The 20778-nt window shown below is 39.2% G+C and carries 14 protein-coding genes and 1 tRNA gene; 8 read left to right on the top strand and 7 right to left on the bottom strand.

Going from position 1 to position 20778, the window contains the following annotated elements:
- Positions 1 to 163 precede the first annotated feature (163 nt).
- Complete coding sequence (locus AC00Y6_RS00075; protein ID WP_474488586.1) at positions 164 to 781, top strand: 4'-phosphopantetheinyl transferase family protein; 618 nt, start codon at positions 164 to 166, stop codon at positions 779 to 781.
- A 26-nt stretch (positions 782 to 807) separates the two neighbouring features.
- Here the strand turns inward: AC00Y6_RS00075 and AC00Y6_RS00070 are convergent, their stop codons facing one another.
- The 3 genes from AC00Y6_RS00070 to porU all read right to left on the bottom strand — a co-directional run bounded on the left by AC00Y6_RS00070 (position 808) and on the right by porU (position 8336).
- Complete coding sequence (locus AC00Y6_RS00070; RefSeq protein WP_474488585.1) at positions 808 to 3075, bottom strand: FUSC family protein; 2268 nt, start codon at positions 3073 to 3075, stop codon at positions 808 to 810.
- 123 nt (positions 3076 to 3198) lie between these two features.
- Positions 3199 to 4338: a type IX secretion system outer membrane channel protein PorV gene (porV, locus tag AC00Y6_RS00065; RefSeq protein WP_474488584.1), complete on the bottom strand. Its 1140-nt coding sequence runs from the start codon at positions 4336 to 4338 to the stop codon at positions 3199 to 3201.
- Positions 4339 to 4379: 41 nt separating this feature from the next.
- Positions 4380 to 8336 carry a type IX secretion system sortase PorU gene (porU, locus tag AC00Y6_RS00060; RefSeq protein ID WP_474488583.1) on the bottom strand — a complete coding sequence of 1319 codons (3957 nt, stop codon included), beginning with the start codon at positions 8334 to 8336 and terminating at the stop codon, positions 4380 to 4382.
- 157 nt (positions 8337 to 8493) lie between these two features.
- On the opposite strand from porU, the gene gldJ reads away from it, so the two are divergent.
- From gldJ to AC00Y6_RS00025, 7 genes are all read left to right on the top strand, one after another.
- Entirely contained in the window at positions 8494 to 10098 is a 1605-nt protein-coding gene (gldJ, locus tag AC00Y6_RS00055; RefSeq protein WP_474488582.1) for a gliding motility lipoprotein GldJ, read from the top strand.
- An 83-nt stretch (positions 10099 to 10181) separates the two neighbouring features.
- Positions 10182 to 11453 carry a UDP-N-acetylmuramoyl-tripeptide--D-alanyl-D-alanine ligase gene (locus tag AC00Y6_RS00050; RefSeq protein WP_474488581.1) on the top strand — a complete coding sequence of 424 codons (1272 nt, stop codon included), beginning with the start codon at positions 10182 to 10184 and terminating at the stop codon, positions 11451 to 11453.
- Positions 11454 to 11524: 71 nt separating this feature from the next.
- Positions 11525 to 12301, top strand: a complete 777-nt coding sequence (locus AC00Y6_RS00045) for a TIGR00266 family protein (protein WP_474488580.1) — start codon at positions 11525 to 11527, stop codon at positions 12299 to 12301.
- A 151-nt stretch (positions 12302 to 12452) separates the two neighbouring features.
- Positions 12453 to 14333 carry a DNA topoisomerase IV subunit B gene (locus AC00Y6_RS00040; RefSeq protein ID WP_474488579.1) on the top strand — a complete coding sequence of 627 codons (1881 nt, stop codon included), beginning with the start codon at positions 12453 to 12455 and terminating at the stop codon, positions 14331 to 14333.
- Position 14334: 1 nt separating this feature from the next.
- On the top strand, positions 14335 to 14835 hold the full coding sequence (locus AC00Y6_RS00035; protein WP_474488578.1) for a hypothetical protein: 501 nt from the start codon (positions 14335 to 14337) through the stop codon (positions 14833 to 14835).
- The gene (locus tag AC00Y6_RS00030; RefSeq protein ID WP_474488577.1) at positions 14835 to 17414 is read left to right on the top strand and encodes a DNA gyrase/topoisomerase IV subunit A; all 2580 of its coding nucleotides are present in this window, start codon (positions 14835 to 14837) and stop codon (positions 17412 to 17414) included. The genes AC00Y6_RS00035 and AC00Y6_RS00030 overlap by 1 nt, the downstream gene beginning before the upstream one ends.
- Positions 17415 to 17427: 13 nt before the next feature.
- Positions 17428 to 18069 carry a rhomboid family intramembrane serine protease gene (locus AC00Y6_RS00025; protein ID WP_474488917.1) on the top strand — a complete coding sequence of 214 codons (642 nt, stop codon included), beginning with the start codon at positions 17428 to 17430 and terminating at the stop codon, positions 18067 to 18069.
- 189 nt (positions 18070 to 18258) lie between these two features.
- Here the strand turns inward: AC00Y6_RS00025 and prmC are convergent, their stop codons facing one another.
- The 4 genes from prmC to AC00Y6_RS00005 all read right to left on the bottom strand — a co-directional run bounded on the left by prmC (position 18259) and on the right by AC00Y6_RS00005 (position 20772).
- Positions 18259 to 19131 (bottom strand): peptide chain release factor N(5)-glutamine methyltransferase, encoded by an 873-nt coding sequence (gene prmC / locus AC00Y6_RS00020; protein WP_474488576.1) that lies wholly within the window; start codon positions 19129 to 19131, stop codon positions 18259 to 18261.
- 2 nt (positions 19132 to 19133) lie between these two features.
- Complete coding sequence (gene yaaA, locus AC00Y6_RS00015; RefSeq protein WP_474488575.1) at positions 19134 to 19895, bottom strand: peroxide stress protein YaaA; 762 nt, start codon at positions 19893 to 19895, stop codon at positions 19134 to 19136.
- Positions 19896 to 20030: 135 nt separating this feature from the next.
- A complete protein-coding gene (locus AC00Y6_RS00010; RefSeq protein WP_474488574.1) occupies positions 20031 to 20642 on the bottom strand; it encodes an L-threonylcarbamoyladenylate synthase in 612 nt (203 codons plus the stop codon).
- A gap of 54 nt (positions 20643 to 20696) precedes the next feature.
- Positions 20697 to 20772: transfer RNA gene (locus AC00Y6_RS00005), tRNA-Met, on the bottom strand.
- Between the last annotated feature and the right edge of the window lie 6 nt (positions 20773 to 20778).

The following is a 20778-nucleotide window of genomic DNA, read 5'->3' as shown; positions in this document are numbered from 1 at the left end:
AGATAAACAATTCCCTTTCTCATTCTATGCCGCAAATTTACTACGCAACTGTGTTAAAATAATCTTAACAATGTATTTTTAAGGCATTTTTAAGGAGTTTTTTTACCAAAGCTAAATTTTGTAGGATTTCTCCATTTTTGTAATTTTAGCATTTTAAGACAACATGCCACTTTACAAAGATTTTTCCTCAGATTCTGTAACATTGCTTATTTGGCATTATGACAGAGATGAACCGCTTGATGCCAATATTTTGTTGGCAGCTGAAGAAAAAGAAAGGGTTTTGGGATATCATAAAAATAAAATTGCGGAAACACTAATGGTGCGGAAAATGCTGAAAACCATTTTGCCTCATCACAAAATCCTTTATAAAGAGAATGGCGAACCCTACCTTGTTCCAAATAATTTCAACATTTCTGTAAGCCATTCTTTTCCTATGGCTGCAGTAGCTGTATCCAAAAACAAAGTGGGTGTGGATTTGGAAAAGCGTAAAGAAAAAATAAAGGCAATCAGGCACAAATTCATCCTTAATGAAGACTGCTACATAAACCATCATAAAGAGGTTGATTATTTGACTGCAATATGGAGTGTGAAAGAGGCCCTTTACAAAATCCACCACAGCAAGCATTGGTCACTCAAAAAGCATTACGAGGTATTACCATTTGCCCTGTCAAACAGCTTTTGTGTAAAGAGCAGAGTGTATGATGATAACAATGAGGATTTTTTCAACGCAAAAATTTCATTTTTTGAGAACTACTGTTTGGCGATTGTAGAAGAGATTTGAAACTTTCGCAAAATTATTACAACAATTTACACCCTAACCTTAGTAACCTCTGGATTTGAGATATAGGAGAGGTATTGTTCAATAATTTTACGCTGGTCTTTGGCAACATCGTAGATTAGCTCCAGCAATTCCCTGATATTTTTGATCTCTGTAAGATGGGTTATGGTAAAGGTTTTTTCGTTAGAAAGTGCTTGGCTTTCCAATTCTGCGCGTCGTTTTTCTAGCAGGTCGGTCACATGGTCCTCTGGTTTTATATGACTTTGTGAACGTGTTTGCTCATCCAAATCCTTTTTATAGAGCAGTGCTGAAGTGCGCAACATCTCTGCCGATATCTTGATTTTCCATTTTTCAAAATCAATTTCCGGAAAGCTGTGTCCGGATTTGGCATATTGGGACAGCGATGCTGTATAAGCCGTTATCAGGTGCGTTGTAGTAACAAATTGATGGACGGTTTCCAGTTTCCGCTGCTGATTTTTGGGATCGGAGATCATTCTCTGGAAGTTGTCGGATAGGTTAGCGAGGTCTATAATGGCATTTTTTCTCTTTAGCCGGAACTCTTCATCTTTAATGTCATTCACCAAGAAGTGATCAATCACGAAGCGGAAATAATCCAAATTGCTTCTCGATGATTTTTTCATCAGATCAATATTCTGTGTATGTCCCCAAACCGGCAGGATAAAATAAGCAACCAAAAAGGTGACTGCACCAGCAATCATGGTGTCCAGCAAACGGTCTTTAAAAATCAAATTGACATTACTCGGCCGCAGAAAGTTGAAGGACATGAAGATGTAAATTGTCATAAAAAGAACGGCCCAAAAATAATTGGACTTCAGCAGGCTAAAGCACATTATCATGCTGCTTAGCATTACTACAAGAAGGACCGCAGGTTCTTTTACAAAATATAAAACAGCATAGGCCACAAGCGCGCCAATCAATGTTCCATAGAGCCGCAGCAGGTTGCGGTGTTTGGTTGTGGCATAGGCCGGTTTCAAAATGGCTATAATGGTGATAAGAATCCAGTAAGAATGTCCTATACCCAATATTTCAAACTTAGAAACGATATATCCAATCAACAGGGCAATAGTCACGCGGATTGCGTGTCGGAAGTGACCGGAGTTGAGTGAAAAGTTAGAGATAAAGATTTTGTAATTCAGTTTTTCCTCCTTGGGCAAAAACTTAGAATAATCCAAGCCCGAAGATAAACTTTTTGCCAGTTTAACATCTTGGGAATTGACCTTCATAATAGTTTTTACCTCGTCGGTAATTTCTGTAACCCGCATGATGATGAGGCGCATCATCATAAAGTCTTCCATAGCCTGTGGCGAAAAATGACTGGCCCGAAAATCAAAAAACTCATCGTAGATACTTTTGAGAGATGCATCAAAATTGGCGCTTTGTTTAAACGGGGAGCCACTTTGCAAAGCGATGCCTAGGTTGCTAATCTCATTAGCCATTGTCAAAAGAAAATCATGAATTTTTTCGAGAAGTGTAGTGTCGCCAAACATCTCGTGCATTCTCTTGTAATCATTCTCGGTGGTCAGCATTTTGTCATACAAATCAATCGAATTGAGGAACATCAACATCAGTATTCGACTCTGCGTAGTAGACTCATTAACGATTTTCCGTGTTTTGAAAACAATTTCCCGCGTGTCTTCCTGATGGTTTTTGATTTTGATCTGCTGCGCAATCAATTGGTTGAGTAGGGTGTCAAAATCAGGATTCTTAGTATAATATTTAGCTTTTATGCGCAGATAATCTGCTAATTCAAGATAATTTTCTCCCACCACCTGACCCGCCAGTTTGTAGGGTTGTAATGTTGAAACTACCATAAACACCGCAAAAAACCAAGAGCATCCCAGGAAAAATATAACGGTGCTTTTAATAATATCATCACCGGTAAGATGACCGTCTATAAAGATGCTGAGTACGACTAAGGATAATGATCCAAATGTTGCGAGCCGCGATCCGTATACACCAATCATCGAGAAAAAGAACCCGAAAATAATAATCTCCAGATATACAGCAATAGGTGAAACTTTAACAAGGCTGGCGATGATGGCTATTAACGAAAATGTGATGACTGATATGATGAGCGTATTTCGCCTTCTTATAAAAGGTCCTGGCTGATCCGTAAGTCCTACGAAGCTTGTCCCGAGCGGAAAAAGGAAAAACTCTTTCAGCAAGCCAAACTGCGCCAGAATAATGCTGGGTATTACTATCGCCAGCGCAATTCTTGCTCCGGAATAGATATATTGGCTTGTTAAAAATTTTTTGAGTTCGGAACTATAGTTCATATTGCAAATTTACACAAACTAATCTTGTGGAAGCGTCTTTGACAAGTTAACAGCTGAATGTTAACAAAAAAAAATGCCAAAGCGAAGGCTTTGGCAAATGATGTTTCGAAAATTAATCTATGCTTAATAATCTTGTGCATTGGAAGTCTCGCTGCCAATATTCCAAGTTAGGCCAAATCTAAGTGTATTGTCTAGTGCTGTATTAATTTTGGAAGTGTTGATGAGGTAAGAAAGATCCAAACCAAATGATGCGTACTTAAGACCTACGCCCACAGTTGCATATTGGCGAGAACCTTGTTCTGGAGATTCTGCAAAATAACCGGCACGCAGTGCAAAGGCATCATCATAGGAGTACTCTGCAGCACCACTGAACATGATACTTTTTTTGTTACTAAAGGATTTGCCGATACCTTCCATCACTCCTACATTCGGGATAATTCCCGTTGTCTGATCTGGTCCGGGAACTAAGAGTTTGGATGCTTCTCCACTAAGGCTAAAACGGTTCTGGTCATCAATTAATAAATCATATCCAATCCCTAATCTCGCGATGGTAGGAAGATAAGACCTTGAATTTTCATCTCCGGTATAATCTAGTCTTGGACCCAGGTTTTGTACTGACCATCCACCTTTTACACGGCCTTCGTAACCGCTGATACTTTCATGCTTAGGAGACATATAGTAACCAGAAACGTCTACTGCAAAAGTGTTAGACGCTTTTAACGTACTATTGGAATTGAAACCACCTCCAATATCTGATCTTATAAATTTACCGGTAACAGCCATGGAGTAGTTGTCTGATAATTTTAAGGCATAAGCAACATCTACAGAGAATTCATTTGGGGTAGAAGTTCCCAGGTTAATGGGTTCCCCAGATCCTCCAATTGGTAATTCGCTTAGTTGTACTTCTCCCATATTGAAGTAATTGATACTCGCACTAATAGTAGAGCGTTCATCATCACCAATAAAGGTGTAAAAAGGCAGATAAAATAGGAAAGTGTCATTGGTGATTTTGCTTAACCACGGCGTGTAGTTAAGACCAACCCCCGAAGATACTTTGCTGAAAGGATATTTTGCAGCATTCCAATATTGTGAAAAAACGTCTGTGCTTGTAGCTACACCTTGATCACCCATACCACCGGATCTGGCATCCGGAGATACTCGTAAGAAAACTGCACCGGTTAGTACGGTTTGATTACTTTGGGCATACGCTACAGCACCTGCAGCAAGTCCCAAACCTAAAAATAGTCGTTTTGTGAAATTCATTTTTTTTCTTTTAAGGTAAAGTTTACCAATATGTTTATTTTTTATTTTAGTAATACCATTTTTTCAACCGCAGTCGCACCTCCAGTACATTTTTCCTGGTTTTGGCTGCGTGCAAAGATCTTAAAAATATAAGTTCCTTTAGCTACTGTATCGCCAAAATCGTCTTTACCATCCCATTCTATCGCCTGTCTCGGTGTCCTAAATCCCTCCAGGGATTTTTCTGCGGATACCGTTGCAGACATGGTTCTCACAATTTTCCCCGTAATAGTGTAAATCTGAACATTCACATCTAGGATGTCATCACAATTATGTTCAAACTGTACGTAGGTCTTGTTGGTAAAAGGATTTGGCCAGTTGAGCAGCCTGTTAACAATCAGTTTTTTTTCAGATTCATCTTTTACTATAAAGTTTAACGTAGATGAGGTGGAATTATTGTTGATGTCCCAAACTTTAAAAACCAACTGGTGCTCCCCGGGTTTAAGGTTTTTAAGTGGGAATGTCACAGAACCTTTTTGATAATCTGCCAGATTACTGGTGCAGCCGTTCCCATCTCCAGAGGAAAAGTAATCATTAATAGCTGTCGTATTCACAACATCACCATCCAAAACGAATGTAATATCGTGACCAATACCGGATCCTGTGGAATTGATTCCCATATTATCTTTAACACATGCCAGCAATGTTGGGTTTTGGTTTGTGATGCCACCATTTGCAAAGTTGATGTTGTTCATATAAAGATTGACAGTAGGGGGTTCTGTATCATTAATACCATTGGGATTAATGTCGCCAACTATTGTGGCTTTATTTGCGAACACATCAAAACTACTTTTTCCAGATCCGGCGCCCTTGCTCTCAAAATTATCGGCATAAGCCATCAAGCGACCCTCTCCAACAGTATAGTTAATATCTTTTGGAACATAAAATTCAACTAAAAACTGACCGTTTACTACTTTTCCAGAAGCTTTTACTATGGCACTCGGCTCTTCCTGAAAAGTCAGTTTATTGGCCAATCCGGGAAGATTATCATTGTTAAGGGTTGTTTTTGTGATTTTTTTATCAAAAATATTAATTGCAACACGTCCGTTAAAACTATTATCAGGGCTTCCATCAACTTTTGATATGTGGCCGGTCACTTTTACAAAATCAAGCGCTCTAATTTTAGTTGGATCCGGTGAATCTACATGGTCTATTGTAATGAGATTTTTTGGTCTGCTAAGTTTCATAGCGGGGTCTCCTAAAAAATTAACCCGAAGGTGATCCGTAACAGATGCGGTAGGGTTACCAGGAAAATACGTGGCCGCATATTGTCTTTTGGCTGCCAGATGCGCATCTCCCAATGGTGCGAAATCTTTTGTCACCGGATCCAGTTTAAAAAGGCTTTCAGTGAAGAGAGGAGTTAGTTTTCTGCCGTAATCCACAGATATAGCGCGGCTGGATGTAATCATTGTGGCAGCACCACCTGTTGCATGTTTTATCATTTGTTCTCCAACGGAATTGGTAGCAGGGTCATCCCACAGAGTAAACTCACAGGTGATGGTAGATACCAGAGGAAAACGGCTATAAACCGGGGTGAAATTATTAAACCCCTGAACTTCTGCAGAGGTTAATACCCGTTCCTGAGCCCAGCCATTGACGCCACCATGCCCAAAGTAGAATAGATAAAGACTGTTACCCACATCATTGCTAATTGCCTGATTGACCTGCGGAAAACGTTGTCCTCCTGCACTGGTTACCGCAGGAAAAGCATCTAGATAAAGCTTTTTAATGTTGTACTCTGGTTTATCGGTATTGGTTTCAAATGTTTGCTTGATCGAGTAATCTACCAGATTGTGAAATGGTCCTGGTATATTACCAGGTCCCGAACCATCAAAGTCATCATCCGCTACAAAATCAAGCTTTAAACGCCATTCTCCGAAAGGATTAGATTGCCCGGGTAACGCATTGTAATAGGCTAATGTTTTATCTATAAGAGTTTTAGCTTCTTGAATATTCGCAGCCGGTAATCGTCCTATAGGTAAGTCTGGTAAAATCTGGGAAATGTCGGCAGCAGTTTGTGGTGCAGTCATAACGAAGTAATCATCGGTGACATAGCTGCTTTTTACATCTGCACTGTATTCGCTTTGGTAACTTGGCAGTATATCTGTATTGGGTGATATTCTGTTTTTAAAATCATACGATGTATCTCCCAATAGTAATACATATTTTAGGGTTCCGGCAGGAGTATTAAGTTTTGTGATAAAATCCCTAATTGCTGTAATATCTTTGCCGCCACTGCTATATTCGTTATAGATTTTGTTGACATCTACCACCTGAACATTATAGCTATCGTTAGAGCGATGGTAAGCTGCCAATCTTTCTGCCTGTGACATAAAAGAAGGCTGCGTAATGATGAGGTAATCTATATTACTAAGAGAAGCCAAATCTTGATTGACTATCTTACCAACAAAAGCAGGCTCAAACGCAGCTGAGCTCTTGAATGCTGTAAACTCATTGTTGAAAACATCGCTGCTCGCCAAATAACCAAAATTAAATACATTATTCTGATTATTTTTATTAACCATTCTTTTAGGTCTGGTGACATCGGAAACATCCCAAACTTGCTCTGCACCCGCACTATTGTTTAAAGAGAAACCATATAGGTTGTTGGTATTCTCATCAATGTCAAAAGAACGAAAATTCATTTGAGTGCCATTAAATGTTAGATCCTCTTTATATTGGACTTCTGCATAATCAAAATAAAATGCAGCATTAGGATTAGAACTTGTGTTGATAGAGTAATTGAATTTTAAGGCATTGCCTGTCACGTTGGATATTGAGCCTTGCTGCTGCAACGGCAAATAATCAGAATCTTTTGCACCTATATTCTTTGTTATAGAATTACCATTAAAAGACAATGTTGCCGAACCCAACTGTGCTGTATAAGCAATAATCTGTGTTTTGAAACTGATGACATCATCTGCTTGTATGGGGCTCTTGGTAGTAAAAGTTAGTTCTTTTGATCCCGCTATCACATCACCTGTCCATATACGACCTACCTTTACGAGATTATATTTTTCGTCATTAATGTATTGATAGTCATCATACCGCTTGATAAGCTCATTGGGTACTTTATTATCTAAATCTGATATTCGGTCTCCGGGGCCAATATCAAAGTTGATAAAATAGTAAGCATAATTGTCGTAGATGTTGACTACGTTTTTGGATTTATCACTTCGGTAATCCTTTCTTCGGTTGCCCGATCCAAATAGGTTATAACCATTGGGTCCCTGAGCATAAAAAAGGGCATAATCTCCGTCATTCCAAACCCCGTCTTCTTCTCCAACAACCTGAATCGCATCTTGCTGTAGTGCGCTGTAACGATTGTCTTTGTTATATTCAGGTAGCATCAAACCTCCATTGCCATAGATTCGGAAATTTTTTGGATTGATGCTGGAAGGATTCAAACCATTTTGCTGCAAAAACTGCTTGGTGATTTTGAAAACACCTGATTTATCAACTCTTATTTTGTAAAAAGTACCCGATTTTAGTGGATTATCTGTACTGCCAGATTTATTGGATCCCTTTTTATAAAGTGCCGCTACTTTTTTTTCTGATTTTACAATTTCAAAAGAAACCAGTTTGTAGATTTTGTTATTTTCAGCTTTTAGGGCTTCAGCCTTTATACTTGCATTTTGCTTCTGCTGGTCGTCAAAATAGTAGCTGATACTCACCGATGGTGTAGCAGATAGTGAATTAACACTAAGATCTTTAATATCCTTGGCTGAAAGTTCCTGCCACTGCAGTTTATCTATATTAATTTGGCTTTCGGTAGGATAGCTTAGCGTGACATACACAGAATTATTATCGACAATATAACCATGGTTTGAAAAAAATGGATAAATAACCTTCTCCGTACCATAATCGTTTTCCTTATAACCTTCCCATTGCAAAGTAATTGTTTGAGCGGAAAAATATGCAGAAAGGAGGCATAAAAAAACAGTATAAAGCTTTAATTTCATCAACATTTTTATTAAGATTACAAAATAAACGTTTTTTTTAAAAAAATGATATATAATAAAAATAATTTAATTGCGTTTAATCAAAAAAAAGGATGCAATATTTGATTAATTAAAGAATTTCCTTTTCTTTGTACTCTGAAAATTTCTATATTATATTATGAAAAAAATTAGGTTGTTTTCTGTAATTACTTTAGGTGCGTCTATACTGCTCGTGAGTTGTGGTGGTGGCGGTACCAAAAAAGGTGGTGGCACAAAAGGCTTTGTAAGTAAAACCGGGTGGAAACCTAACGAAAAAGACGGATGGTTCTTCTCTGGCAAACAACAGAAGCCTAAAGCATGGCCAGGAATGGTTTATGTGGAAGGTGGTACCTTTACAATGGGGTTGGTAGAAGACAATGTAATGCATGATTGGAACAATACACCAAGAAGAATGCAGGTAAGCTCGTTTTTCATTGGTGATACAGAAATTACCAATTCAGAATACAGAGAGTATACTACTTGGCTGAAGTTTGTTTTTCCTTCGTCAGATCCTAGTTTTAAACATATCTATTCAGGCGCTTTGCCGGATACATTGGTTTGGAATAATAAGCTTTCAAGAAATGATTACTCCGAGACATACTTCAGATCTCCAGAATGGGATTATTATCCTGTAGTAGGTGTTTCTTGGTTGCAGGCTACAAAATATTGTGATTGGCTTACAGAAAGAGCCAATGAGAAAGCTCTAATGAGGCAAGGTGTGATATCAAAAGATATCTATTCCGCAGACAAAGCGGCTACGGCTGGTTCTACTTTCAATATGGATAAGTTTAAATCCAATGATGCAGAGCTAGATACATATATTGATAAGAAAAAATTACAACAAAAAAGTGGCATCAAGACATCTAATGAAAAGATTGCTGCAGCCAATAGAAATGCCACTTCTGGCATTGTAGAAAAATTCAGGCTTCCTACTGAAGTAGAGTGGGAGTTTGCAGCGCTTGGGCTTCAGAAAAACCGAGAATATAACAATTACTTGGGTAAAAACACAGAAATTGCCAATTTAAAGGGTAAGAAAGGTCGTGATAAAGGGATGTATCTTGATAATTTCAAAATGGGACGTGGAGATTATTCCGGTGTTGCAGGTTGGAAGAATGATGGTTCGCCTACCACTTCTGATGTTAAAAAATATCCTTCCAATGATTTGGGGATTTACGGAATGTATGGTAATGTTGCAGAATGGGTAGCGGATATCTACAGACCAATGATCGATGAGGAATTCAGCGATTTCAACTATTACAGAGGAAATGTTGTTGTAGAAGCGGTGAAAAATGCGGATGGCTCTTATAAAAAAGTAGGCAATACTGAGATTAAATACGATACTTTGGCAGATGGCCGTTTGGTGTACAAAGGTCTCCCTGGCGAATTTGAAAGAAAAGTGGTAGAAGATAACAGGAACTATAGAGATGGTGATTATCAGTCTTCTCTTGATTCTGGGGGAACGCCACCTAGTGACAGTACAGATTTTAATATGTACAACTCTGTAAAACCTAAGTTTATTGTTGATAAAAACGGTAATGTGGTTTTGCAAAAGGATAAAAAACCTGCAACCTCGCAAATTAATGATTACAGCAGGGTAGTAAAAGGTGGTTCTTGGTTAGATTCTGCTTATTGGCTAGATCCGGGACAGAGAAGGTTCAAAAACCAGACAAAAGGTTATGGATGGATTGGCTTCCGTGTAGCACAGGATGCTAAAAATACCAAATCAGCCCGTACAAAAAGATAATATCTAAAATTAATGATATTAAAACAGCAGATTTTTCTGCTGTTTTTTGTTTTTATATGGGTGCATTTTAATATTTTTGAATTATGAATGTTAACGAGTTTTATTCTCTTTTTTTGAAGTCTTCCCGCATTGTAATAGACAGCAGAAAGATAGAGCGCGGAGATCTTTTCTTTGCATTTTCAGGTTATAATTATAATGCAGCGGAGAAAGCTTCCGAAGCTATTGAAAAGGGTGCATCAGCAGTAATAGTTGAAGATAAAAAATTTTCCGACCCTCAACAGAATATCTATTATGTTCCATCTACATTAGAGTTCTTACAGAATCTTGCTATTTATCACAGAGACAAGTTATCAATTCCGGTGATAGGGCTTACAGGAAGCAATGGTAAAACTACTACGAAAGAATTGATTAGTGCTGTTTTGACAGCGCAATACAATGTTCAGTACACAAAAGGTAATCTTAATAATCATATTGGTGTTCCGCTTACAATTTTGTCGGTGAGAGAGCAACATCAGATTGCCGTGGTAGAAATGGGCGCGAACCACCAGAAAGAGATAGAGTTTTTGTGTAAAATTGCAAAACCGACTATTGGTTACATTACCAATTTTGGTAAAGCCCATCTGGAAGGTTTCGGTGGTTACGAAGGTGTTATCAAAGGCAAGTCAGAACTTTACGATTATCTCATGTCTCATGAGCAGAAGATCTTAGCTAATCAGAATGATCCTATTCAGAAACAGAAAACAGAGGATTATCCAAACAAAATCACATTTGGGGCAGATATATCAGATTACCATTATCAACCTGTTTACAAAGCTCACTTTGTAGGCGTTGACTATCAGAAAACAAATATTTTTTCTAATCTTACGGGGAATTATAATTATGATAATATCTGTGCTGCAGTCACACTTGGTCTTTATTTTGGGATTGATTTGGCTTCGATAAAAGATGCTGTGGAAAATTATTTCCCTTCCAATATGCGTTCACAGATTCAGAAAAAAGGTCATTTTACGCTGGTTTTAGATACATATAATGCCAATCCAAGCAGCATGCAGGCATCATTGGAAAATTTTAAAACTTTTGAAGGCAGCAAACTGATTATTATTGGTGATATGCTGGAGTTGGGTACAGAAAGTCATCAGGAACATCAGCATATTCTGGATTTGGCAAAAGCAAGCGGTTTTGATGAAATCATTACGGTTGGTCCCAACTTCAAAATGGTGAATGAAGCAGGTAACTCTTTTGAAAATACCGATGAGCTGATTAATTATTTGGTAAAACATCCTGTGCAACAGAGCAATGTGCTGCTCAAAGCTTCACGGGGCATTGCCTTGGAAAAAATTATCGATTATTTATAAAAAACTGAGTTAATATCCCTTTTGGTTTTAGTAGATTTCAAAATCGGAATTAACCATAAAAACCTAAAAAAATGAAAAATCACGAAATTGATTATAAAATCTACGGCGAGGAGTTGCAATGTTTGGAGATAGAACTGGATCCTAACGAAGCTGTTATTGCAGAGCCGGGGAGTTTTATGATGATGAATGACGGCATCAATATGGAAACTATGTTTGGTGATGGTAGCAACTCCGGATTGATGAACAAATTATTTACAGCTGGTCGTAGGATGCTGACCGGGGAAAGCCTTTTTATGACGGTTTTTACAAACTTCAGTTCGCAAAAACGTCACGTTTCCTTTGCTGCGCCTTATACCGGGAAGATTATTCCACTCAATTTATCTGATTATGGCGAGAAAATCATTTGTCAGAAAGACAGTTTTCTCTGTGCTGCCAAAGGCGTTTCCATTGGGATTGAGTTTCAGAGAAAATTGGGAACGGGGCTTTTTGGTGGCGAAGGTTTTATTATGCAAAAGTTGGAAGGAGACGGGATGTGCTTTGTTCACAGTGGCGGTTATGTGATGGAAAAAGAACTTCAGCCTGGCGAAATTCTTAAGATCGATACGGGTTGTATTGTGGCATTTACGCAATCTGTATCTTACGATATTCAGTTGATTGGTGGCATCAAAAATACTCTTTTCGGAGGTGAAGGTTTGTTCTTTGCGCAGCTTAGAGGGCCGGGAAAGGTGTGGATTCAGACCTTGCCCATCAGTCGTTTGGCAGGTAAAATTCTTCAATATGGTCGTAGTGGCTCAAAAGAGGAAGGCAGTATCTTGGGGAAATTAGGAGGATTGATAGATGGTAACTAAGCTTACTGTTAATCTGATTTAAATACACCGGGCAATCGCTCGGTTTTTTATTATTACTGAAAAATAAATATAAAAATTTTCAAATTAAATTCCATTTCGTTAAATTTGTGAGTTACTGGTTTTTAATCATTATTTTCAAATTGAGACTGATATGAGTGAAGTTAATTCTGCAAACTATTCCGAAGACAATATCCGAACGCTGGACTGGCAGGAGCACATACGCCTGCGTCCGGGCATGTACATAGGGAAATTGGGCGACGGTTCTTCTGCAGATGACGGTATTTATATCCTGTTAAAGGAGATCATAGATAACTCGATCGATGAGTTTGTGATGAAAGCCGGCAAACGCATCGAAATCAAAATGGATGAGGGCAAAGTTACCATAAGGGATTTTGGCCGCGGCATACCATTGGGGAAGGTGGTAGATGCCGTATCAAAAATGAATACCGGTGGTAAGTATGACAGCAAGGCATTCAAAAAATCGGTCGGTCTTAATGGTGTTGGTACAAAAGCCGTAAACGCATTGTCTGAATATTTCCGGGTAAAATCTGTAAGGGAAGGCCGCGTAAAAGTAGCGGAATTTTCAAAAGGTATTATTAAAGAAAATTTTCCAGAAGCAGATTCATCAGATCGTAACGGTACCGAAATCAGTTTTGTGCCGGATACCGAAATTTTTGTCAATTTCAAGTTTAGGAAAGAGTATGTGGAGCGCATGTTGCGTAATTATGCCTACCTGAACCCGGGATTAACAATTGTTTTCAACGGAGAAAAATTCTTTTCAGAAAACGGGCTCAAAGATCTCCTGGAAGAAGAGTTGGAAAGTGATATTCTTTACCCCATTATCCACCTAAAAGATGAGGATATAGAAGTGGCAATTACCCATTCTGACCGTTCGCAGACCGAGACATATTTCTCATTTGTTAACGGGCAAAACACAACGCAGGGAGGGACGCATCTTAATGCCTTTCGCGAAGCATTTGTAAAAACTATCCGGGATTTCTATAACAAAAATTTTGAAGCGGCAGATATTAGAAAATCAATCATTGCAGCGGTTTCTATTAAAGTCATTGAGCCGGTTTTCGAATCTCAGACCAAGACCAAGTTAGGATCTAATGAGATTGAGCCCGGCGGCATTACAGTTCGAACTTTTATTCTGGATTTCCTCAAAAATAAACTGGATAACTACCTTCACAAAAATCCGGAAACGGCCGAAGCTATCCTCAGGAAAATCCTTATTTCTGAGCGGGAAAGGAAGGAACTTTCCGGGATTCAGAAGCTGGCTAGGGAGCGCGCTAAAAAAGTGTCTCTGCACAACAAAAAACTGCGCGATTGCCGCCATCATTATAACGATCAAAAAGCTGCCAGAAAGTCAGAAACAATGATTTTCATCACCGAAGGAGATTCAGCATCTGGGTCTATCACAAAATCCAGGGATGTAGAAACGCAGGCCGTTTTTTCTTTGAAGGGCAAACCTTTAAACTGCTATGGGCTTACCAAAAAAGTGGTTTATGAGAACGAGGAATTTAACCTGTTGCAGGCGGCGCTCAATATCGAGGAAAGTATGGAGGATTTGCGCTACAACCATGTCATCATCGCAACAGATGCCGATGTGGATGGGATGCACATCAGATTATTGATGATCACATTTTTTCTTCAGTTTTTCCCGGATTTGATAAAAAACGGGCATCTTTATATACTGCAAACGCCCCTTTTCCGAGTTAGAAATAAGAAAGAAACAAGATATTGCTATTCCGATGCAGAACGTTTAAAAGCACTTAACGAACTAGGTAAAAACCCGGAGATTACAAGGTTTAAAGGTTTGGGAGAGATTTCTCCGGATGAATTTAAGCATTTTATCGGAAAAGATATTCGCCTGGAGCCGGTTGTTGTGGGAAAAGATCAGACAATTGATCAGCTGCTGGAATTCTACATGGGGAAAAATACACCGGACAGGCAACTGTTCATCCTTGATAACCTGGTAGTAGAAGATGACAGCGAAATTGATAAGAAAAAAACTTTAGAATCGGCTTAACATGCGACTTAGTAACAGAGAAAAGAAACCATTTTACAGTTTCATCTACGCATTGGGCGGGATTGTTTTTTTACTTGGTTTGATTGCTTATATATTGGAAATCAATAAGTTTGATGTTTTTGGCAGCAGATCTTGGATTTTATTGGTTATACCATTGGTCTTATTCGCATTCCTCTATATGATGGGACGGCCGATTTTTGAGTATGACAGCGATGGTGAGGCACTCAACTTCAGGAATGGCCATATCCTTTATCTGCTTGCAAAACGCGATGCTAAAGATGAGTTTCCCAAGTATAAGGTTGTCAAATACAATATTATCAACATTTTACTTTTCAAACGGTTATATGTTTATATCCTCAGCAAAAAAAATCAGGTTCTTATCCTGAAGTACGAAATTTCTTATCTTAACAAAAAACAGATAGAAGACTTGAAATTTTCACTAAATAAAGTTGTTAAAAACAATTCAGAAAACCGAAAGCAAGATAATACAGTTACAGATTGATGGAAGAAAGTACACACAACGAAGAAAGTTTGAAAAAAGTCTCCGGACTGTATAAAGATTGGTTTTTAGATTATGCCTCTTACGTTATCCTAGACAGGGCGATTCCTTCTATTTTTGATGGTTTCAAGCCGGTTCAGCGCAGGATTATGCATTCTATGCGCGAGCTAGAAGATGGTCGTTATAACAAAGTAGCCAACATTGTTGGGAATACCATGAAGTACCACCCACACGGTGATGCTTCTATTACCGATGCCATGGTGCAACTAGGGCAGAAAGAACTGTTGATCGACACGCAGGGGAACTGGGGCAATATCTACACTGGCGATTCGGCGGCGGCGGCAAGATATATCGAGGCGAGGTTAACACCATTTGCCCTAGATGTTGTTTTTAACCCAAAGACCACGCACTGGACAAAATCTTACGACGGACGGAATAACGAACCGGTTGATTTGCCTGTGAAATTCCCGCTGTTGCTGGCGCAAGGCGTAGAAGGGATTGGCGTGGGGCTTTCTACCAAGATTATGCCTCACAATTTCAATGAACTTATTACGGCTTCCATCCTTTATCTCAAAGGTAAAAAATTTGAACTCTATCCAGACTTCCTTACAGGTGGCATGCTAGATGTTGCCGGTTATAATGATGGGAAAAGAGGTGGGAAAATACGGGCAAGAGCCAGGATTTCTCAGAAAGAAAAACATACGCTTACCATTACAGAACTTCCTTTTTCAAAAAACACGGGCGACCTGATAGACAGTATCCTGAAGGCTAACGAAAGAGGTAAGATCAAAATAAAGAAGATAGAAGATAACACGTCTGATAATGTGGAGATCAACATCCACCTTCATCCCGACGTTTCCCCGGATAAAACCATCGATGCGCTTTATGCTTTTACAGATTGCGAAGTGCCGATCTCGCCCAATGCCTGTGTAATTGTGGGTGACAAACCGATGTTTTTGTCGGTCTCCGATATCCTTAAACATGATACAGACCACACCGTTTCTTTGCTTAAAAAAGAATTAGAGATAGAACTGCACGAGCTTCAGGAAAGTTGGCATTTTTCTTCACTGGAAAGGATTTTTATCGAAAACAGGATTTATCATGATATAGAAGAGGTGAAATCCTGGGAAGAAGTGATTAAAACTATTGACGAAGGATTGAAGCCACACACGGCACATCTACTAAGAGCCGTTACCGAAGAAGATATTGTGAGGCTGACAGAGATCCGTATCAAGAGGATTTCCCGTTTTGACCTTGATAAATTCAAAGAAAACATATTGGCTTTGGAAGGCAAGATCGAACAGGTAAAATACCACCTGGAACACCTAATCCCTTACGCTATTGATTATTACACCAATATCCAGAAAAAATACGGAAAAGATAAAGAAAGAAGAACAGAACTGAGGATTTTCGATACGATAGACGCTACAAAAGTGGCCGTTGCCAATGAAAAATTCTATGTCAACAGGGAAGAAGGTTTTATAGGAACCTCCCTCAAAAAAGACGAATACCTGTTTGACTGTTCTGATATTGATGACATTATCACATTCCAGAAAGATGGCACCATGAAGGTGGTAAAAGTAGAAGGCAAGACTTTTATAGGGAAAAATATTGTGCATGTAGCCATCTGGAAAAAGAATGACAAGCGTACGGTTTATAATATGATTTACCGCGAAGGCCGCGAAGGCCCTTTCTATATGAAACGGTTCTCGGTGACGGGTGTTACAAGAAATACCGACTATAAACTGGCCTCTGATAAAAAAGGTTCGGAGATGCTGTATTTTTCCGCTAACCCAAATGGCGAAGCCGAAGTCGTTTCGGTTCTATTGAAACCCAATGCTAGAGTCAGGAAAAATAAAATCGATATTGACTTCTCCGAACTGGCTATCAAAGGCCGTGATTCCAAAGGAAATCTGGTCACCAAATATGCGGTGAAAAAAGTAGACCTCAAAGAAGAAGGTGTTTCCACATTGGCCCCAAGGAAAATTTGGTTCGATGATTCGGTAAGGCGTTTAAATGCTGATGGCCGCGGGACTTTGCTCGGAAGTTTTAAAGGTGATGATAAGATATTGACCATTAATTCCCAAGGCGAAGCCAAATTGATTTCGTTTGACCTGATGAACCGTTTTGACGATGATTATCTCATCCTTCAAAAATGGAACCCAGCGCAGCCCATTACCTGCATCTATTTTGATGGCGAGAAAGACAAATATTTTGTTAAACGTTTCCTCCTAGAGGCTACGCCTAATATCCAGTCCTTTTTTGCCAATGACAACCCAAAATCTTTCATCGAGTTTGTGACTACGGAAAGCGGTGCCACAGCAGAACTGGTTTTTCCGAAAATCAAAGACAGGCAAAAAGATCCCGAAACGGTAGACTTAGACGATTTTATAACGGTTAAAGGCATCAAAGCCATCGGAAATCAGCTTACAAAAGATAAAGTTAAAAATATCAATATCACCATTCCGGAACCGCCTGAGATTGTGGAGGAAGAAGAAATCATAACGGAAAATCATCCAAAAGATGACCTGGATGATGACGGCGGAACCATCGGTAACCTCTTCGAAGAAGAATCAAACTAAACAACAATTAAAAATGAATATTGTCCTCATTATCATCATAGCCATTACCTGCATCACCAGTTATATTGGTTTCCAAAAACCCGAAGTGTTTCAGAAATATAAATTCGAGGTTGGGGCTATCCAAAGGAAAAAAGAATACATTAGGTTGCTGTCTGCCGGCTTTTTGCATGGCGACTGGATGCACTTGTTTTTCAATATGTTAACGCTTTATTTCTTTGCGCCCATTGCCATTTATGGTTTCGGGGTCGTGGGATTTTTAATCATCTATATTGCTTCTATTGTTTTGGGCAATTTGTTTTGCCTTATTGTGTACAAAAATGTGCCTTTTTACTCAGCTATTGGCGCAAGCGGCGGTGTTTCCGGGGTTTTGTTTGCGGCCGTGGCCCTCGCTCCCAAAGAGATCGAAGTCAATTTTCTCCCGGGCTATTTGTTTGGGGCTTTGTATTTTGGCTATTCGGTTTACATGATGCTTAATCCAAGGGTGAACGATAATATTGGGCATGCGGCACATTTGGGCGGTGCTTTTTTCGGGTTGGTTTATGCCGTGGCAATTTATCCACAGGTGGCGGTTCAGAATGCTGTTTATCTGGGCGTTATGGCTTTACCCCTTATTTATTTGGCTTATCAGATTTTTGTGAACAAAAGGATTGGGTAAGGATTTTAGGAGCACAACGTTTCGGTTTTTTTCCACGTTGGTGCCCGCTGTCCACTGTATCTTTTTTGTTGGCGGCTCGGTCGGCTCCGCTTCGCTCCGCCGCCTCACCCCAACAAAAAAGGATGCCGTTCCCATCGGGGCTAGGTTCAGGCTGGGACTGTTTTTTCAGCATCCCTGCTTCACGCTTATTTATTTCCATACAAAAATCATCCGATCGTTACCCGAAATATCTTTTATTAATTCAGAATGAGAAAAACCACGAAACAGTTCCAAAGTTTCCAATCCTAATTTCTGATTAATTTCCAGAAATATCATTCCATTTTCAGAAAGATATTTTTCAGCGTCTTTCGCAATTTTTCTGTAAAAGATCAAAGCGTCAGAAGTAGGTGAGAAAAGTGCCAGGTTGGGCTCAAATCCTTTCACCTGATTTTCAATCTCCGTATTTTCTTCAATCCCAATGTAAGGAGGGTTGCTGATGATAATGTCATAGATGCCACTCAGTGGTTCATGTAGATAATCTTTTTTAAAAAAATTGATTTCAGTCTGGTGAAAGAGGGCGTTCTTTTTCGCAACTTCCAGAGCTTGTTCAGAAATATCGATGGCTGTAATTTCCGCATCCGGAAAATGTTTCTTCAAAACAATGGGGATAATGCCAGATCCTGTCCCAATATCAAGAATTTTAATTTGAGTGTTGGAGAGAGGGAGCCTTTCTTGAACCTTGAACCTTGAATCTTTTATCTTTCCAATAGCTAATTCCAGCAATTCTTCGGTTTCAGGACGAGGAATTAAGACATTCCCGTCTACAAAGAACTTCATTCCAAAAAATTCTGTTTCGCCCAAAATTTGCTGAAAAGGTTTTCCTTTTTTTAACTCAAAAATGGCATCCTGAAATTTTTTAGAATCTTCGTCGGATAATTCCTTATCAAGGTTCTGTCGCCATTGGATTTTGTTCAATTCAAGAAAATGTCCACAGAAAATAGAAAACAATTCCTCAATCTCAGATGGGGAATAAAGCTCAGAAAGTTCTTTTCGAATAGTGATTTTGATGTCAGAAAGTTTCATTATTACCTTGTAAAAACCAGTTTGGATTCTGTGGATAATTTCTCATCAAAAAGATAATTCTCCTCATTGAAAGCCTTGAGTTCATCCAAAGTTTGCACATTATTTTTTGCGCAGAAACGCAGCATCAGCCCTCGGGCGTGTTTGGTATAAACAACGATTGTTTTCAGCTTTTCGTCCGGTTGGATTTGTTTAAAATCAAAATCAATGACTTGTGCTTTCAGTTTCTTGCGGTCAATTACTTTTCCGTATTCGTTGCTGGCCAGGTTAATGAGTAGTTCGTTTTTTTTAAGTTCAGAATTCAGTTGGTCTGTCACTTTTTCAGTCCAGAAAGCATATAGGTTTTTGTAATGATCAAACTGGAAAGGCCTTCCCATCTCCAAACGGTAAAGCATCACTTTATCCGAAGGTTTTAAAAGTCCATACAGCCCGGATAGGATTCTGTAATTTTTTTCGAGGTATTGTACTGCTTTTTCATCCAATGTTTTGGCGTCTAAACCTCTGTAAACTTCTCCGGTAAAGGCAAACATGGCCGGTGCTGAATTTTTTGCCGTTGGTTTGGCAGACCATTTCTGGTTGCGTTCCCAGTTTTCATCAGCCAGTTTGGGTGAGATTTCCATCAATTCTGACAAAAATTTTGGTGATTTTTCTTTAAGGAAAGACTGAATCAATTCTGCATCTTTGATGAATTTTGGTGTAGTGTTTCTAAGGAATTCGGTGGTGTTTTCCACATTCATCAGCTTGGCGGGCGAGGATATAAATTTCATTGTTTGTGATCTCAAATGTTTCAAAAGACGTTGTAACTGCGTCCCGACTTGAGCGGAACTCCTTTTTGTGAACGGCTATGCCGAACAAAAAGAGTGGGAGCGGAAGGCGGATAAGACGCCCAGATAATCAAAATATTATAAAATACCTTTTCCCTGACGGATAATCTCCGGCTCGCCAGAAGTTAAGTCTACAAGGGTAGAGGCGACGTTGTCTCCATAACCAGAATCGATGACAATATCTACCAATTTGTCATATTTTTCGGCGATCAGTTCGGGGTCTGTAGAATATTCAAGGATTTCATCATCGTCGTGAATGGAAGAGGAAACAATAGGATGACCCAGTTTCTCAACAATCATTTGCGGAACAATATGATCTGGTACCCTGATTCCTACGGTTTTGTGACCTTTATAAGTCGTCGGAAGGTTTCTGTTGGCATCCAAAATAAAGGTAAACGCACCGGGGAGATGATTTTTAAGGAAGCGGAATGTGGAAGTTTCTATCGGTTTTGTAAATTCGGAGAGGTGGCTGAGGTTATTACAGATAATCGAAAACTGGTGTTTGTCTAGCTTGATTCCTTTGATCTGCGCCAACCTTTCCATGGCTTTGTGATTATAGATATCGCAACCAATGGTGTAGATAGTGTCTGACGGATAAATAATGACACCACCGTTTTGGAGTGTTTTTACAGCTTCGTCAATCAGATTTTCCTGAGGATTCTGCGGATATATTTTTAGGATTTTTGCCATAATCAAAGATACAAAATAAAACAAAAAGAGAATCACTATTGTGATTCTCTCTGTTGGTTGCGAGGACACGACTCGAACGTGCGACCTCCGGGTTATGAGCCCGACGAGCTACCTACTGCTCTACCTCGCGATATTG

The organism is Epilithonimonas sp., assembly GCF_056329745.1.
Note: the sequence above shows the minus strand (reverse complement) of the source record. Positions and strands in the feature narration are given on the sequence as shown.

Bases quoted from the DNA above. Each gene is read 5' to 3' on its own strand.
- AC00Y6_RS00070 (WP_474488585.1), bottom strand. From the start codon at position 3,075: ATGAACTATAGTTCCGAACTCAAAAAATTTTTAACAAGCCAATATATC.
- porV (WP_474488584.1), bottom strand. From the start codon at position 4,338: ATGAATTTCACAAAACGACTATTTTTAGGTTTGGGACTTGCTGCAGGT.
- AC00Y6_RS00075 (WP_474488586.1), top strand. From the start codon at position 164: ATGCCACTTTACAAAGATTTTTCCTCAGATTCTGTAACATTGCTTATT.
- porU (WP_474488583.1), bottom strand. From the start codon at position 8,336: ATGAAATTAAAGCTTTATACTGTTTTTTTATGCCTCCTTTCTGCATAT.
- AC00Y6_RS00050 (WP_474488581.1), top strand. From the start codon at position 10,182: ATGAATGTTAACGAGTTTTATTCTCTTTTTTTGAAGTCTTCCCGCATT.
- AC00Y6_RS00010 (WP_474488574.1), bottom strand. From the start codon at position 20,642: ATGGCAAAAATCCTAAAAATATATCCGCAGAATCCTCAGGAAAATCTG.
- prmC (WP_474488576.1), bottom strand. From the start codon at position 19,131: ATGAAACTTTCTGACATCAAAATCACTATTCGAAAAGAACTTTCTGAG.
- AC00Y6_RS00040 (WP_474488579.1), top strand. From the start codon at position 12,453: ATGAGTGAAGTTAATTCTGCAAACTATTCCGAAGACAATATCCGAACG.
- AC00Y6_RS00045 (WP_474488580.1), top strand. From the start codon at position 11,525: ATGAAAAATCACGAAATTGATTATAAAATCTACGGCGAGGAGTTGCAA.
- AC00Y6_RS00025 (WP_474488917.1), top strand. From the start codon at position 17,428: ATGAATATTGTCCTCATTATCATCATAGCCATTACCTGCATCACCAGT.
- yaaA (WP_474488575.1), bottom strand. From the start codon at position 19,895: ATGAAATTTATATCCTCGCCCGCCAAGCTGATGAATGTGGAAAACACC.
- gldJ (WP_474488582.1), top strand. From the start codon at position 8,494: ATGAAAAAAATTAGGTTGTTTTCTGTAATTACTTTAGGTGCGTCTATA.
- AC00Y6_RS00035 (WP_474488578.1), top strand. From the start codon at position 14,335: ATGCGACTTAGTAACAGAGAAAAGAAACCATTTTACAGTTTCATCTAC.
- AC00Y6_RS00030 (WP_474488577.1), top strand. From the start codon at position 14,835: ATGGAAGAAAGTACACACAACGAAGAAAGTTTGAAAAAAGTCTCCGGA.